Here is a 15,077-nt window from a genome sequence, read left to right as displayed (position 1 = left end):
CCGACCATCGCATGCCCCGACCATCGCACGAACGCGAAAACGAGAGTGAGTTCACGTGGCCTGTGACCTCTGGCTAGTGCCCCTTGTCGACGTGCTGTGCCACAGCCCCGACAACCCCTTCGCCGAGGAGATCGCCGCGTACGACAAGGCCCTCGGCGAGGCCGGACTGCCTCCCGTGCCCGTCTTCGGCTACATGCCGGGCCTCTCCGGCGACGTGGCCCCGGTCGCGGGCTTCGACTACGACGCCCTGCACTTCCTGCGCCGGGCCCACCTGCTGAACCTGTGCGGTCTCGCCGTCACTCCCGTGGATGAACTCGGCGGCGACTACGAGCAGTTGCTGGAGATGTTCGAGAGCACCGCCCAGCAGTCGCACCTCGTGTGGCACTACGACCACGCCGGGGCGTACGTCCCCGTGGACTTCGCCCACCCGCTGTACAACGACGAACTACTCGAGGGCGGCGGCCCCTTGGGATCCAGCCACGGCCTGCTGCGCGAACTCCTCGCCGTGGCACCGGTCCTGGGCATCGACCCGGCCAACCCGCCCGCCGCGCCCGCCGCTCCGGACCACCCGACCACCCTCGAGGAGCGCGCGGCGCCGGGCCCGCACGACGACAGCCCCTTCGCCCGGGAGCGCCACGTGTGGCTGGGGCTGCACGCGGCGGCGACGCGCAGCCTGGGCCAGGGGTCGATGATCGTCTTCAGCTGACGGGCGCCCTCGGTGCCGGACGGCGGCCACGGCCGTCCGGCACGGGAGCGTCTAGCGCGGCGACTCCGGCGGCCGCTGCCGGGGCATGTTCGGCCGCGTGTGCGGCGGCATCGGGAACCGCCCCACGGGGCCGTTGCCCTCGCCCCGCGGGCCCCAGGCCACGAGCGACTGCGTCAGCAGCGGCGCCGGGCCCGCCCGGAACTCCACCATCCAGTCGGCCGTCTCGGCCCGTACGAGCTCGGAGACGTCCTCCGAGAAGCGCCGCAGCACGGTCAGGCAGCGCTCGGCGGCCTCGCTGGCCGTGCCCTCGGTCGGGCCGAGCACCTCGCGCACGCACTCCGACGCCCAGTCGAACTGCAGCACCTCCAGCCGCCGCTGCACCGCCTGCGCCGTGGCCACCGCCCGCATCCAGCCGGACGTCAGGCCGAAGTAGCGGTCGCAGGCCACACAGGCCACCGCGCCGAGCAGCGCCAGGAACGCCCAGGCCGAGCCCGTGCGCAGCACCTTCGTCAGCTCCAGCAGCGGCAGCGCGGCCCCCACCAGGGCGCAGGAGGCGGCGGCCAGACGCAGCCCGCGCGCCCAGCGGCGCTTCCAGGCGCGGTCGGTCAGGTACCAGTCGGCGAGGTTGAGGGCACCGCCCTCGACCCATCTGTACAGCTCGTCCAGCCGCTCGGCGGGCTCTCCCCAGTCCCCGAGCGGGAAGGTCCGGCCGCGCAGGTCGCCCCGGTGCTTCCCGTCCTGCTCCCGAGGGAGCCCCTCGGGCTGCATCTCAGGCTGGCTCACGCCTGCACTCCCTCTCCGCCGTGTGCGCGTCCACGCACCTCAACCGTGCTGGCAGCCTCCTTCCTACCGCCGAACGGTTGGCGTTGGGCGCAAGATCCAGCCTTTTCCGTCCGTAAGTGCGGCGGAATCAGGTATAGGAGCCCCTCGGCCCTCACTCGAAAGAGTTCCTCCCGGCCGGGCCGTGGACGCCCGGGGGCGCCCAGGAGGCACGTCGAGGGGCTCCCGGGGGGTGCGTCAAGAGGTTCCTACGAAGAGCGGGCGGCACCCGAGTCGTGGTGATCCACAAGACAGGCAATAGGGTGGCCCCTGTGAAGGTCCTCGTCATCGGCGGCGGCGCCCGCGAACACGCCCTGTGCCGCTCTCTGTCCCTCGACCCCGACGTCACCGCGCTGCACTGCGCCCCCGGCAACGCCGGGATCGCCGAGGTGGCCGAGGTGCATCCCGTTGACGCGCTGGACGGCTCGGCCGTCGCGGAGCTGGCCGCGTCGCTGCGCGCGGACCTCGTGGTGGTCGGCCCGGAGGCGCCGCTGGTCGCGGGCGTCGCCGACGTCCTGCGCGAGCGCGGCGTCCCCGTCTTCGGTCCGTCGGCCGAGGCGGCCCTGCTGGAGGGCTCCAAGGCGTTCGCCAAGGACGTCATGGCCTCCGCGAACGTCCCCACCGCCCGCAGCTACGTGTGCGTCACGCCCGAGGAGGTCGACGCGGCCCTCGACGCGTTCGGCGCGCCGTACGTCGTCAAGGACGACGGCCTGGCCGCCGGCAAGGGCGTCGTCGTCACCCCGGACATCGCCGCCGCCCGGGAGCACGCGCTCGCGTGCGAGCGCGTGGTGATCGAGGAGTTCCTGGACGGCCCCGAGGTCTCGCTCTTCGCGATCACCGACGGCGAAACGGTCCTTCCCCTGCAGCCCGCCCAGGACTTCAAGCGCGCCCTGGACGCGGACGAGGGCCCCAACACCGGCGGCATGGGCGCCTACTCCCCGCTGCCCTGGGCCGACCCCAAGCTGGTCGACGAGGTGCTGGAAACCGTGCTCCAGCCCACCGTCGACGAGCTGCGCCGCCGGGGCACGCCCTTCTCCGGGCTGCTCTACGCGGGCCTGGCGATCACCTCGCGCGGGGTGCGGGTCATCGAGTTCAACGCCCGCTTCGGCGACCCGGAGACCCAGGTCGTGCTGGCCCGTCTGCGGACCCCGCTGGCGAGCGTCCTGTTCAACGCCGCCACGGGCAACCTCGCCGCCGAGCCGCCGCTGCGCTGGAGCGACGACGCGGCCGTGACGGTCGTCATCGCCTCGCACAACTACCCCGGCACCCCGCGCACCGGCGACGTGATCGAGGGCCTGGCCGGGGCGGCCGAGGTGGAGCAGGCCTACGTCCTGCACGCCGGCACCGCGCACGACGCCCAGGGCCGCGTGGTCAGCGCGGGCGGCCGGGTGCTGTCCGTCACCGCGACCGGCGCCGGCCTGGAGCAGGCCCGTACGCGCGCGTACGAGGCCGTCTCCCGCATCCGCCTGGACGGCTCGCACCACCGGACGGACATCGCGGCGAAGGCCGCGGCCTCCGCCTGAGCCCGCGGCGCCCTGCCCCCACCCGTTCGTCGAACGCCAGTTCCGATGGATCGGGTGGGGGCGGCCTGCGTACGGGCCTTTGCCCAAAGCCATTCCATCGAGTGACCGATCGGCCAACCGGCTGACGGGTGCCCCGACCCCAACTAGGGTGCGGCGAAGGCCTGCTGCGCGTCCGGCAACTGGCCCACCGGCATTGCGATGTCAGAGGCCGGTGCCACAGTGGGGGTGGTAGGCACCCGGGCAGCACTACAGGCGACTGGGGGTGATCGGTCTCGTGGCAGGTCCCGAAGCAGGCGTGCTGACCGCGCGCGCCCGAGCCCTCGCCGTGCTGCGGGTGCGCAGCGCCGCGCTGGCGGTCGCCCTGCTGCCGGCGGCGGCCGCGGTCGTGCTGGCGGCGGGCTCGGCCATGGGCCGCATCCCGGACGACTCCGTCTGGGACGTCGTCCGGCCGGTCGTGAGCGCCCTCGCCGTGCTGGCCCTGGTGCTGGCCGCCGGCGTGGCCGCCGTGGTCGCGCGGGCCCGGCCGGCCCTCAGCCCCACCGTCCCCATCCCGGAGGCGACGGCCCCCGACCTCTACCGCCTGGTCCGTGACCTCGCCGACCGGCTGGACGTCCCCGCCCCCTCCGCCATAGCCCTCACCCCCGACTGCGACAGCTGGCTGGAGGACCGTACGCACCCCGCGCACGGCCCTCCGCGCGAGCGCCTTGCGGTGCGCCGCCGGGCCGGGGCCGCGCCGGTGCTGGTGATCGGCTCGCCGTTCCTGTGGTGGATGCGCGTCGCCGAGCTGCGCGCCCTGCTCGCCCCCGTGGTGGCGGGCACGGGCCCGGCCGCCCACCCCGACATAGCGGCCGCCCGCCGCTTCGTACGGGGCCTGGACGCCGCCGTGGCGGTGGCGGCCGGGCGCCCGCTGCTCGCGTTCGTCGGCTGGGTCGCCCGGCTGCTGCTGCGCTCCTGCCGCGACCACGCCGCGGAGATGGAGCGCGGGGTCGCCGCGGCCGCCTCCGAGCGCGCCCAGACCGTCGACTACGGCCTGCGGATCGTCGCCCAGGAACAGGTCGGCCTGGCCTACGCCGGCTGGGACCGGCTGCTGAACCGCGTCGCGCTGCCCGCCTGGCGCATGGGCCGCTGGCCCTCGCGCCTCGACGCGGGCGTCGTCTCCGCGCTCACCGAGCTCTCCCGGCGCGACCGGCTGGCGGAGGGCTTCGCCTCCCGGCTGGGCGAGCGGCCCGCGTGCGACCTGCTCGAGGAGCCCGGCCTCATCGACGAGGCCGCCTCCCTGCTGGCCGCCCGCCTCTTCCACGGCGGCCCGCCCGAGCCGGGCCCCGACTGGTCGCCCGTCAGCTGGAGCCAGTATCCGGAGGAGGTCGTGGACCGCAAATGGCGGCTGGAGGCCGCCCGGCTGCACCGCGTCCTGGACGACATCGCGCCCCGCGCGCTGCCCGCCGTGCCGGACGCGCAGCGGGCCCCGCTCGTGCCGGACCCCACACCCGCGGCGCCCACGGTCGCCCGGGTCCTCGAGCGCCTCACCGGCCCGGCCGGCGGCGGGGTGGGCGAGGAGCTGGAGGTGCGGCTGAGCGCGGAGGTCGCCCGCGAGGCGGCCCGGGAGGAGCTCGTGGCCGAGCGCGGCGGGTTCGGCGCCTCGGCCGGCTCCTGGATCGACGGGCTGGCCCCGCTGTTCCCGCTGCAGCCGCCGCGCAGCGGCCGCGAGCTGCTCACCGACCATGTGACGGCCATGGTGTGCTGCGCCGCCGTCGACACGGCCGGAGCCGTTCCCGGCCTGGACTGGCTGGACGGCCCCGCCCTGCTGATCGGCGGCGCCCGCCGCGCCGACCTCGCCCGTACGGTCCTGAGCCTGATCGAGGACGGCGACGGCGAGCCCCTGCGCGCCTGGCTCGGCGAGATCGGGGTGCGCCCGGAGAAGCCCGTCCGGCTGGGCTGACGGCTCCGGTCCGCCCCGGCGGCGCCGTCACGGACGGTGAAGCGGTGACGCTGCGTAGAGGCCGAGCCATCACTTCCGGGGAATTTGCCGACGAACAGTGACGAGCCGGGTGTGTCCTGTGATCTGCTGGGAAACCGAATGGGTATGCGGTGATCCAGGGGAGGGAGAGCGCACATGGGGATGGAGCAGGTCCGGCGCTGGGAATCCGGGGCGCTCGCGCACGCCGTCTCCGATCCCTTCGGACAGGGGCCGCTGCCCTGGCTGCGCGGCGGCGAGTACTACTTCGACGGCACCGGCCAGATCATTCCCTGGTACGTCGATCCGGTCGTCGCCCCGGCCGGCGCGCGCGTCCCCCCTCCGCGCAGACCCGGGCCCCGCACCGCCGACGACGTCCACTGCCAGATCAAGGGCTTCGCCACCGACAGCGCGGTGGCGCCCGGCGAGGCCGTGGACTTCCGGATCACCGTGGACCCCCCGCAGCAGTTCGCCGTCGACATCTACCGCATCGGCCACTACCAGGGCGTCGGCGCCGCGAAGATCACCACCAGCCCCCGGCTGTCGGGCATCGTCCAGCCGCCGCCGCTCACCGCGGACCGCACGGTCTCCTGTCACCACTGGTGGCTGTCCTGGCGGCTGCAGATCCCCAGCTTCTGGAGCACCGGCGCCTACGTCGCCGTCCTCACCACCGCCGACGGCTACCGCAGCCACATCCCCTTCACCGTCCGCGACAGCGCCCCGGCCGATCTGCTGCTCGTCCTGCCCGACATCACCTGGCAGGCCTACAACCTCTACCCCGAGGACGGCCGGACCGGCGCCAGCCTCTACCACGCCTGGGACGAGGGCGGCCGGCTCCTCGGCGAGGAGGGCGCGGCCACCACCGTCTCCTTCGACCGCCCCTACGCCGGCGCCGGGCTGCCGCTGCACGTGGGCCACGCCTACGACTTCATCCGCTGGGCCGAGCGCTACGGCTACGGCCTCGCCTACGCCGAGACCCGCGACCTGCACGCAGGGCGAATCGATCCGGCACGCTACCGGGGCATGGTCTTCCCCGGCCACGACGAGTACTGGTCGCCCGCCATGCGCCGCGCCGTCGAGGACGCCCGCGACTGCGGCACCTCGCTGGTCTTCCTCTCCTCCAACACCATGTACTGGCAGGTCGAGCTCGCCCCCTCGCCGGCCGGCCCCGACCACCTGCTGACCTGCCGCAAGCGCCGGGGGCCGGGCCGCTCGGCGCTGTGGCGCGACATGTCGCCCCCCGAGCAGCAGCTGCTCGGCATCCAGTACGCCGGCCGCGTCCCCGAGCCCGCCCCGCTGGTCGTCCGCAACGCCGGCCACTGGCTGTGGGAGGCCACCGGCGCAGGCGAGGGCGACGAGCTGGCCGGCCTCGTCGCGGGCGAGGCCGACCGCTACTTCCCCCGTACGGCCCTGCCCGAGCACACCCGTCGCATCCTGCTGGCCCACTCCCCGTACGAGGACGGCGAGGGCGCCAGGCGGCACCAGGAGACCTCCCTGTACCGCGCGCCCAGCGGCGCCCTGGTCTTCGCCTCCGGCACCTTCGCCTGGTCCCCGGCCCTGGACCGGCCCGGCCACGTGGACGCCCGGATCCAGCGGGCCACGGCCAACCTCCTGGACCGCATCTGCAAACGGGCCTGACCCCCGGCGGAGCCCGGCGCCGCCGTACGGCAGAATCGAGGTGTTTGGACAAACCACCAGGAGGACGCGTGTCCGGATTCGTCGAGAAGCCCAAGCCCGTCGAGGTCCCGGGGCTGACGCACCTGCACACCGGCAAGGTCCGCGACCTCTACCGCGACGAGGCCGGCCGGCTGGTGATGGTCGCCAGCGACCGCATGTCCGCCTACGACTGGGTGCTCCCCACCGAGATCCCCGACAAGGGGCGCATCCTCACCCAGCTGTCCCTGTGGTGGTTCGACCGCCTGCGCGACCTCATCCCGCACCACGTGCTCTCCGCCGACCTGCCCGCCGGCGCCCCCGCCGACTGGGCCGGGCGCACGCTGATCTGCCGCTCCCTGGAGATGATCCCGGTCGAGTGCGTCGCCCGCGGCTACCTCACCGGATCCGGCCTCGTGGAGTACGAGCAGACCCGCACCGTCTGCGGTCTCGCCCTCCCCGAGGGCCTGACCAACGCCTCCGAACTGCCCCAGCCGATCTTCACCCCGGCGACCAAGGCCGAGGTCGGCGAGCACGACGAGAACGTCTCCTACGAGGAGACCGCCCGTCGCGTCGGCGCCGAGACCGCCGCCATGCTCCGCCAGACGACCCTGGCCGTCTACAGCCGCGCCCGCGACATCGCCCGCGACCGGGGCATCATCCTGGCCGACACCAAGTTCGAGTTCGGCTGGGCGGACGGCGACCTGGTCCTCGCGGACGAGGTGCTGACCCCCGACTCCTCCCGCTTCTGGCCCGCCGACTCCTGGGAGCCGGGCCGCCCCCAGGCCTCCTTCGACAAGCAGTTCGTCCGCGACTGGCTGTCCTCGCCGGCCTCGGGCTGGGACCGCAACGGCCAGCTCCCGCCGCCGGAGCTGCCGGCGGAGGTCGTCGAGCGCACCCGCGCCAAGTACGTCGAGGCCTACGAGCGCCTGACCGGCTCGAAGTGGGCGTAGCGGCGGCACGGCCCGCGTAGGGCGGGCCGGGCGGACGGTGAAGGCGTGAAGGCGTGAGGGGCCCTCCCTAAGAGCCCTCTCAGACAGCGCATGCCATCGTGGGGGCACGCACAAGATCCCGTACCCCCGCCGGAGGCGCGATGGCCGAGACGCCGACGTCCGTACTGGTCGTGGACGACGACCCCGACGTACGGGCAGCCGTCGTCGACAGCCTGACCGTCGAGGGCTACGCCGTGCGCTCGGCCGCCGACGGGCTCCAGGCCCTCTCCGCCGTCGCGAGCGCGCCGCCCGGGGCCATCGTGCTCGACCTCGCCATGCCCGTGCTCGACGGCCTCGCCGTCTGCCGACGGCTGCGCGAGCTCGGCGACCGGACGCCCGTCCTCGTCCTGACCGCCCGCGATGCCGTCTCCGACCGCGTCGCGGGCCTGGACGCCGGGGCCGACGACTATCTGGTCAAGCCCTTCGCACTGGACGAGCTGCTCGCCCGCCTGCGGGCCCTGCTGCGCCGCGCGGCCCCCGCCGAACGGGTGGGGGAGGAGCGCGAGTTGGCCTTCGCCGATCTGCGCGTCGACCCCGTCACCCGCACCGGCGAGCGCGCCGGGCTCGCCCTGGAGTTCACCCGGACCGAGTTCGCGCTGCTGGAGGTGCTGCTGCGGCACCCGGGACAGGTGCTGCCGCGCGAGGTGATCCAGGAACGCGTCTGGGGCGCGGACTTCGGCCCCGAGTCCAACTCCCTCGCCGTCTACGTCGGCTACCTCCGGCGCAAGCTCGAGGCGGGCGGCGCACCCCGCCTCGTGCACACCGTCCACGGCGTCGGCTACCAGCTGGCCCAGCGGTGAGCCGGCGGACCGGCCCGCTCGGCCGCAGGCCGCTGCGCACCCGGCTGACGCTCGTCACCTCCGCCGCGGTGGCGCTCGTCGCCCTGGGCGTGCTGGCCGGCGCCTATGTGGTCATCCGCTACGAGCTCGTGCGCCAGCTGGACCTCCAGCTCAAGCAGCAGGCCGGGCTCATCGCCCAGCAGAGCCGCAGCGGTGCCGACCAGGGCGTGCTCTACGACCAGTGCGCCTGGCGGGCCGCCCCCGCCTGCGCCCAGATCGTGCGCGCCGACCCGGCGGCGCCCGGCCAGAGGGGCCTGGTGCTGCCCGTCACCGGCGCGACCCGCCGGGTCGCGGCCGGCACCCTCGGCGCGTACTACAGCGACATCACCCACCACGGCCGCCCCATGCGGATGCTGACCACCCCGGTCCCGGGCCGCGACGGGCGGGCCCTGCAGGTGGCGGCCCGCTCCGACGCCGTCGGGGAGAGCGTGGAACAGGCCGGGCTCTACCTCGGCGCGGTCGGCGCCGTCGGGGTCCTCCTCGCGGCGGCGCTCGGCCATCTCGCCGCGCGGACCTCCCTGCGGCCGGTCACCCGCCTCACCGCCACGGCCGAGCGCATCGCCGCCACCCGCGACCCCGCCCACCGCATCGAGCTGCCGCGTTACGAGAAAAGAGGTGCGCGCCGCCAGGACGAGATCACCCGCCTCGCGACCAGCTTCAACACCATGCTCGGCGAGCTGGAGGAGGCCGTCGCCGCCCAGCGCCGGCTCGTCGCCGACGCCTCCCACGAGCTGCGCACCCCGCTCACCGCGCTGCGCACCAACGCCGAGCTGCTCGCCCGCGCCGACCGGCTCTCGACCGCCCAGCGCGAGCGGGCCTCGGACGCCCTGGGCCGCCAGCTGCGCGAGGTGACGGGCATGGTCAACGACCTCATCGAGCTGGCGCGCGACGAGGAACCGCAGCAGCTGGTCGAGCGGGTGCGGCTGGACCGGCTCGCCGAGCGCGTCGTGGCCGACGCCCGCGGCCACTGGCCGGGCACGGTCTTCACGGCCGACCTGGCCGGGGCCACCGTCCCGGGCGTGCCCGCCCGGCTCGCCCGGCTGCTGTCCAACCTGCTGGACAACGCGGCCAAGTTCAGCCCGCCCGGCGCCGTGGTCGAGGTGCGCCTCGCCCGTACGGACGGCACCCTCGACCTCACCGTGCGCGACCACGGCCCCGGCATCTCGGACGAGGACCTGCCCCATGTCTTCGACCGCTTCTACCGCTCCCGCCAGGCCCGCGCGCTGCCGGGCTCCGGCCTGGGCCTGGCCATGGCCCGCCAGATCGCCCGCGCCCACGGCGCCGAGCTCACGGCGGAACAGGCCGGCACGGGCGGCGCCCTCTTCCGCCTGCGCTTCCCTCCGGGTTCTTCGGGCTCTCCGGGCTCTCCGGACTGAGCCGGAGGGGCCCGGGAACGCCGAAGGCCCCGGTCGTTCCCGACCGGGGCCTTCGTTCTCTGAGCGGACGACGAGACTCGAACTCGCGACATCCACCTTGGCAAGGTGGTGCTCTACCAACTGAGCTACGTCCGCATTCGCCCCGCGCTCTCGTGCGGTGCGGGTACCACTATAGCCAACCCTGGGCACGTGCGATGCGCGCCGCCGCATGACGGTTCTCCGCGCCCAGCTTCGCGGCGGCCGCCGAGAGGTAATTGCGGACCGTTCCGGGCGTCAGCGAGGCCCGCTCGGCGATCTCCGCGACGGGCGCGCCGTCCTCGGCCAGCTCGAGCAGTTCCGCCTCGCGCGCGGACAGCGGCGAGTCCCCGGCGCTGATCGCGTCGGCCGCCAACTCCGGGTCCACGTAACGGCTTCCGCCGTGCACCGTGCGGATGATCTCGGCGAGCCGCTGGGCCGATACGGTCTTGGGCACGAACCCCCGCACCCCCGCCTCCAGGGCCCGCTTCAGGTGCCCGGGGCGGCCGTGACCCGTCACGATCATGGCGCGGCAGGAGGGGAGTTCGGACCGTAGGGATGTGGCGACTGTCACACCGTCCGCCCCTGGCATCTGGAGATCCAGTACGGCTACGTCCGGCCGGTGCGCCACGGCCATCGCCAGCGCCTCGGGCCCGGACGCAGCCTCCGCCACCACCTGGAGATCGTCCTCGAGCCCGAGGAGGGCGGCCAGCGCCCCACGGATCAGGTGTTCGTCGTCGGCGAGCATCACCCGGATCGGCCGGGCTCCACCCGGTCCCCCGGTCATGCGGTCCTCCCTTCCAGTCCGGCGGCGGCGGGCTGCGGCGCCGGCGGTTCCGCCTGCCCGGCGGCCCGGTCCGAGCCGGGCTCCGGCCCGGGCCGGGCCGCGTCCTCGGGCGGGATCCTCGCCGTCAGGTGGAACGTCCGGTGGGCGCCGTGCTCCGTCGTCAGCGTCCCGCCCAGCGCCGTCAGCCGCTCCCGCAGCCCCGCCAGCCCCGAGCCGCCGCCGGCCCCGTCGCCCGCCCCCGCGGGGGCGTCGCGCACGCCGTCGTTCTCGATCCGGAGCACCGCCACCCCGTTCACGGTCCGCAGCCGCACCGCGCAGCGGCTCGCGTCCGAGTGCCGCAGCACGTTCGTCGTGGCCTCGCGGACCACCCAGGCCAGCGCCGACTGGACCTGCGCCGGCAGCTCCTCGACCGCCGTGTCCTCCATGCGGCACTCGATGCCGGCGGCCGCCAGGATGCCGCGGGCCCCCACCAGTTCCGTGTGGAGGTCGGCCTCGCGGTAGCCGCGGACGACCTCGCGCAGCTCGCGCTGGGACTCCTGCGCGATCCGCTGCACCTCCGCCATCTGTGCCGTGGCCGCGTCCGAACCCCGCCGCGAGAGCTGTTCCGCCAGCTCGCTCTTGAGGGCGATCGCGGCGAGGTTGCGGCCCAGGATGTCGTGCATGTCGCGGGAGAACCGCAGCCGTTCCTCGGCGACGGCGAGCCGGGCCTGCACCGCGCGGGCCGCGTCGAGCTCCCAGATGATGGAGAGCATCCACCCCGAGACCCGCGCCATCAGCATCACCCAGCCGCTGACGAAGAGCGCGCCGAAGACCACTCCCACCAGCGCGGGAACGGGGATGCCGGCCACGCCGAACGGCACGGCCGCGACGAACGAACCGGCCGCGCACAGCATCCAGTAGGTCCGCTTCCGCACCACCAGGCACAGAGACCCCAGGGGCGCCACCGTCAGGCCCATGAACGTCGTGGACCCGACCTGCGCGACGTCCTCGGCGCTCACGGTCACCAGCTTCGCGAAGAGGCACACCGCCAGCGCCAGCAGCACGAACGAGACGACCAGCCGCCACGTGAGGCCGGTCGTCTCCTTGCGCAGGTAGCGGTCGAGGGCGCGCCGGGTCAGACCGATGCCGAACGTGGCCTGCACGGCGCCCACGGCGATCAGGGCGACGGCCAGGGCCCGGGGCAGCGGCCGTGGCCCTGCGAGACCCACCAGGGCCCCCGCCTCGACCAGGAGGAAGAACCACGGGACCACGTACAGCGCGCCGCGCGTGTAGAGGTCGATCTGCTCGATCCTGCTCCGGCTCCGGAATATGCGCACCCGACGGATCACGCGCCGCCACCCCCGATGTTTCCCCAGCTCAGCGCCGTGGCTCCCAGCGGAACCACCGACGTACAGCAAACACCCCGAGGATCACCCAGACCAAGGCGGCCCCCAGCCGGCCCAGGACCTCGGCGGCGCTCGCCCCGCCGAGCCAGCCGGTGCGCATCAGCTCGACGACGGGCGTCATGGGCAGCACTTCGCAGAACCGCGCGAGGCCCTCGGGCATCGCCGCCAGCGGCCAGAACATCCCCGAGCCCAGCATCGAGACCATCGCCAGCGGCATCGCCGCGAGCTGCGCGCTCTCCGAGGTCTTGGCGAAGGCCGTGGACGCGGCGGCCAGCGCGGCGAGCAGGACGATGCCCAGCAGGACGCCCGCCAGCAGCAGTTCGGGGCGCGCCGGGACCCGCATGTCCAGCCAGAGCGAGCCCGCCCCGACCAGCAGGACGCACTGCGCCAGGGCGATCGCCGCGGAGGGCAGGGCCGTCCCCGCGAGGATCTCCGCGTCGCCGGCCTCCCCGGTGCGCAGCCGCTTGAGCACCAGCTCCTCGCGGCGGGCGGTGTAGGCGCTCATGAGGTTGTAGTAGACGACGAAGAGGAGGACGTATCCGAAGGCGCCGGTCATGGTCACTTCCTTCAGTGACAGTCCGGAGCCCTCCAGGTCCAGGTTCTTCGTGCCCGAGCGCATGGCGTAGACCATGAAGAGGGGCATCAGCAGGGTGATGTACAGGGCCGTCTTGTTGCGGCCGAGGAGCTTCAGCTCCGCGCGCCCCAGGGCCAGTGCCCGTCCCGTGACCGTCGTCGCGCCCGTCGGGACCCCCGTACCCGTCGCGCCCGCCGTCTTCACGCCGTTCACCGCCATCAGCCGTTCCTCCCCGTCAGTGCGCCGGGCGCCTCCGCCGCGGCGGAGGACTCCGTCGCCCCCGCTATCGCCAGGAACGCCTGCTCCAGCGAGGCGGTCCGGGCGTCGAGCCCCTCCAGCTCGAGGTTCTTCTCCCGCGCCCACAGCAGCAGCCCGGTCAGGGTGCGCTGCAGCTCGCCCGTCTGGAGCTCCACCCGCCCGCCGGTCTCCTCGTGCCGGAGCACCCCCATCTCGGCCAGCGGCGGCAGATCCCCGACGAACCAGCCGTCCGGCATCGCGAAGCGAATCCGCGACGGATAGCCGCCGATCACCTCCGAGGGCGTCCCGGTCGCCACGATCCGGCCCTCGCGCATGATCGCCAGCCGGTCGGCCAGTGCCTCGGCCTCTTCCAGGTAGTGGGTGGTGAGCAGCACCGTCGTGCCCTCGTCGCGGAGCCTGCGCACCAACTCCCACGTCGTGTGCCGCGCCTCGGGGTCGAGGCCGGTCGTGGGCTCGTCGAGGAAGAGCACCTCGGGGCGCCCGAGCAGGGCCAGCGCGAGGTCCAGCCGCCGCCGCTCGCCGCCCGAGAGCTGCTTGATGCGGACGTCCCGGCGGGCCGTGAGCCCCACGAGGCCGAGCGCCTCGCCGGCGGGCCGCGCCCCCGTCGTGCACCCCGCCCACATCGCCACCGTCTCGGCGACGGTCAGGTCGGAGGGGAAGCCGCCCTCCTGGAGCATCACCCCGATCCGCGGGCGCACCGCGCGCCGTTCCTCGTACGGATCGTGGCCCAGCACCCGCACCCGGCCCTCCGAGGGCCGCGCGAGGCCCTCCAGCACCTCGACCGTGGAGGTCTTGCCCGCGCCGTTCGTCCCCAGCAGCGCGAACAACTCGCCCCGCCGCACGGTGAAGGAGACGCCCCGCACCGCTTCGAATCCCTCGTCCCCTGACTGCCGGTACCTGCGCCGCAGTCCTGAGACCTCGATCACACTCTCCCCGAAGTCCATGCTTCAAGGCTCCCGGCCCGCCCGGCTCCGGGTCAGTGCGGCCTGTCATGACTTCGGATGACGAATGTCATCAGGCGCGGGCGGGGGGCCTTCGAACCCCGGGAACGCCGAAGGCCCCGGTCGTTCCCGACCGGGGCCTTCGTTCTCTGAGCGGACGACGAGACTCGAACTCGCGACATCCACCTTGGCAAGGTGGTGCTCTACCAACTGAGCTACGTCCGCATGCCTCCGACCGGCTTTCACCGGGCGGCGCGTGCACCACTCTACCTGATCCACAACCGTGGTCGGTAAGCGATGAGAGCGGGTGACAGGAATCGCACACTGCGCCTCCCCCTTGGAAAGGGGGCGCTCTACTACTGAGCTACACCCGCGCGTCCATCCACCCGAGCCACGTACGTGGTCGGTTGGACGGTCAGAGCGGGTGACAGGAATCGCACACTGCGCCTCCCTCTTGGAAAGAGGGCGCTCTACTACTGAGCTACACCCGCGCGTCCATCCACCCGGACCACATACGTGGCCGGTTGGACGGTCAGAGCGGGTGACAGGAATCGCACACTGCGCCTCCCCCTTGGAAAGGGGGCGCTCTACTACTGAGCTACACCCGCATGACCCCGAAGTTCCGGCTGGTTTCCCGGCCTTGCCCCTCGGCGTGATCCAGACTCTAGCTGATCATCCGGGGTGCTTGGCAAGTCGGACCGGAAGAGGCCCCTCCACCCGTTCGGCCGACAGGCCGCCCCGGCGGACCTCGGCGTTCCGCCCGGCGGCCTCCCCGGCCTCCCCGGCCTCCCCGGCCTCCCCGGCCTCCCCACGGCCGTCCGGGCGGCGGGCCCGTACCTCAGGCGGCCTCGTTGAACGCCTCGTAGACCTTCTTGGGGATCCGGCCGCGCGGCGGGACCTCCATGCCGTGCGAGCGGGCCCAGGCCCGCACCGCGGCGGGGTCGGGTGCGACGGCCGTGCGCCGGTAGGCCTTGCCCGAGCGGGACTGCTTGCGGCCGGCCTCCACGTAAGGGGCGAGGACGGTTCGCAGTTTCTTCGCATTGGCAGTGTTCAGGTCGATCTCGTACGACTTGCCGTCGATCCCGAACATGACGGTCTCCGCGGCTTCCCCGCCGTCGATGTCGTCGGAGAGTGTGACCACTACGCGCTGCGCCACGGAAATGGGTCCTTTCGGCCGGTATCACCGCCTTGACCTGCGGTGATGTGAGGGTTGCGGTTGTTCTCGGTCAATACATATTCACTTGTACAACAAAAG

Annotated in this window: 13 protein-coding genes and 5 tRNA genes; 7 read left to right on the top strand and 11 right to left on the bottom strand. The window is 73.8% G+C overall.

Annotated features, from left to right (window positions below; genetic code table 11):
• The first annotated feature begins 55 nt into the window (after window positions 1-55).
• A complete protein-coding gene (locus tag IE295_RS11795) occupies window positions 56-706 on the top strand; it encodes a putative DNA-mimic protein (protein ID WP_086566122.1) in 651 nt (216 codons plus the stop codon).
• A 51-nt stretch (window positions 707-757) separates the two neighbouring features.
• Here IE295_RS11795 and IE295_RS11790 read toward each other — a convergent pair whose 3' ends face one another.
• Window positions 758-1,474 (bottom strand): SLATT domain-containing protein, encoded by a 717-nt coding sequence (locus IE295_RS11790; protein WP_086566121.1) that lies wholly within the window; start codon window positions 1,472-1,474, stop codon window positions 758-760.
• A 323-nt stretch (window positions 1,475-1,797) separates the two neighbouring features.
• Here IE295_RS11790 and purD point away from each other — a divergent pair, with 323 nt between their 5' ends.
• The 6 genes from purD to IE295_RS11760 all read left to right on the top strand — a co-directional run bounded on the left by purD (window position 1,798) and on the right by IE295_RS11760 (window position 9,862).
• The gene (gene purD / locus IE295_RS11785; RefSeq protein WP_190063539.1) at window positions 1,798-3,048 is read left to right on the top strand and encodes a phosphoribosylamine--glycine ligase; all 1,251 of its coding nucleotides are present in this window, start codon (window positions 1,798-1,800) and stop codon (window positions 3,046-3,048) included.
• Between the two features lie 265 nt (window positions 3,049-3,313).
• Window positions 3,314-4,987 (top strand): hypothetical protein, encoded by a 1,674-nt coding sequence (locus IE295_RS11780; RefSeq protein WP_224323020.1) that lies wholly within the window; start codon window positions 3,314-3,316, stop codon window positions 4,985-4,987.
• Between the two features lie 174 nt (window positions 4,988-5,161).
• The gene (locus IE295_RS11775; protein ID WP_190063537.1) at window positions 5,162-6,640 is read left to right on the top strand and encodes a N,N-dimethylformamidase beta subunit family domain-containing protein; all 1,479 of its coding nucleotides are present in this window, start codon (window positions 5,162-5,164) and stop codon (window positions 6,638-6,640) included.
• Between the two features lie 68 nt (window positions 6,641-6,708).
• Window positions 6,709-7,608: a phosphoribosylaminoimidazolesuccinocarboxamide synthase gene (locus tag IE295_RS11770; protein WP_190063536.1), complete on the top strand. Its 900-nt coding sequence runs from the start codon at window positions 6,709-6,711 to the stop codon at window positions 7,606-7,608.
• Window positions 7,609-7,748: 140 nt separating this feature from the next.
• A complete protein-coding gene (locus IE295_RS11765) occupies window positions 7,749-8,447 on the top strand; it encodes a response regulator transcription factor (protein WP_190063535.1) in 699 nt (232 codons plus the stop codon).
• Entirely contained in the window at window positions 8,444-9,862 is a 1,419-nt protein-coding gene (locus tag IE295_RS11760; RefSeq protein ID WP_224322983.1) for a sensor histidine kinase, read from the top strand. The genes IE295_RS11765 and IE295_RS11760 overlap by 4 nt, the downstream gene beginning before the upstream one ends.
• Window positions 9,863-9,924: 62 nt before the next feature.
• Here IE295_RS11760 and IE295_RS11755 read toward each other — a convergent pair.
• From IE295_RS11755 to IE295_RS11710, 10 genes are all read right to left on the bottom strand, one after another.
• Window positions 9,925-9,997, bottom strand: a tRNA-Gly gene (locus IE295_RS11755).
• A 34-nt stretch (window positions 9,998-10,031) separates the two neighbouring features.
• The gene (locus tag IE295_RS11750; RefSeq protein WP_190063534.1) at window positions 10,032-10,664 is read right to left on the bottom strand and encodes a response regulator transcription factor; all 633 of its coding nucleotides are present in this window, start codon (window positions 10,662-10,664) and stop codon (window positions 10,032-10,034) included.
• Entirely contained in the window at window positions 10,661-11,980 is a 1,320-nt protein-coding gene (locus IE295_RS11745; RefSeq protein WP_224323686.1) for a sensor histidine kinase, read from the bottom strand. The genes IE295_RS11750 and IE295_RS11745 overlap by 4 nt, the downstream gene beginning before the upstream one ends.
• 40 nt (window positions 11,981-12,020) lie before the next feature.
• Window positions 12,021-12,842, bottom strand: coding sequence for an ABC transporter permease (locus IE295_RS11740; RefSeq protein WP_190063533.1), 822 nt, complete (start codon window positions 12,840-12,842; stop codon window positions 12,021-12,023).
• Window positions 12,842-13,825: an ABC transporter ATP-binding protein gene (locus tag IE295_RS11735; protein WP_190063532.1), complete on the bottom strand. Its 984-nt coding sequence runs from the start codon at window positions 13,823-13,825 to the stop codon at window positions 12,842-12,844. The genes IE295_RS11740 and IE295_RS11735 overlap by 1 nt, the downstream gene beginning before the upstream one ends.
• Before the next feature lie 149 nt (window positions 13,826-13,974).
• Window positions 13,975-14,047, bottom strand: a tRNA-Gly gene (locus tag IE295_RS11730).
• A 77-nt stretch (window positions 14,048-14,124) separates the two neighbouring features.
• Window positions 14,125-14,196: transfer RNA gene (locus tag IE295_RS11725), tRNA-Gly, on the bottom strand.
• A gap of 45 nt (window positions 14,197-14,241) precedes the next feature.
• Window positions 14,242-14,313 (bottom strand) — tRNA-Gly (locus IE295_RS11720).
• Between the two features lie 45 nt (window positions 14,314-14,358).
• Window positions 14,359-14,430 (bottom strand) — tRNA-Gly (locus tag IE295_RS11715).
• 230 nt (window positions 14,431-14,660) lie between these two features.
• Window positions 14,661-14,978 (bottom strand): histone-like nucleoid-structuring protein Lsr2, encoded by a 318-nt coding sequence (locus tag IE295_RS11710; RefSeq protein ID WP_190063531.1) that lies wholly within the window; start codon window positions 14,976-14,978, stop codon window positions 14,661-14,663.
• Between the last annotated feature and the right edge of the window lie 99 nt (window positions 14,979-15,077).

The sequence above is a fragment of the Streptomyces griseocarneus genome (genome assembly GCF_014655595.1).
Taxonomy (GTDB): domain Bacteria; phylum Actinomycetota; class Actinomycetes; order Streptomycetales; family Streptomycetaceae; genus Streptomyces; species Streptomyces griseocarneus.
The sequence above is the reverse complement of the archived record's forward strand: the minus strand, read 5'-3'. Positions and strand labels throughout refer to the sequence as shown.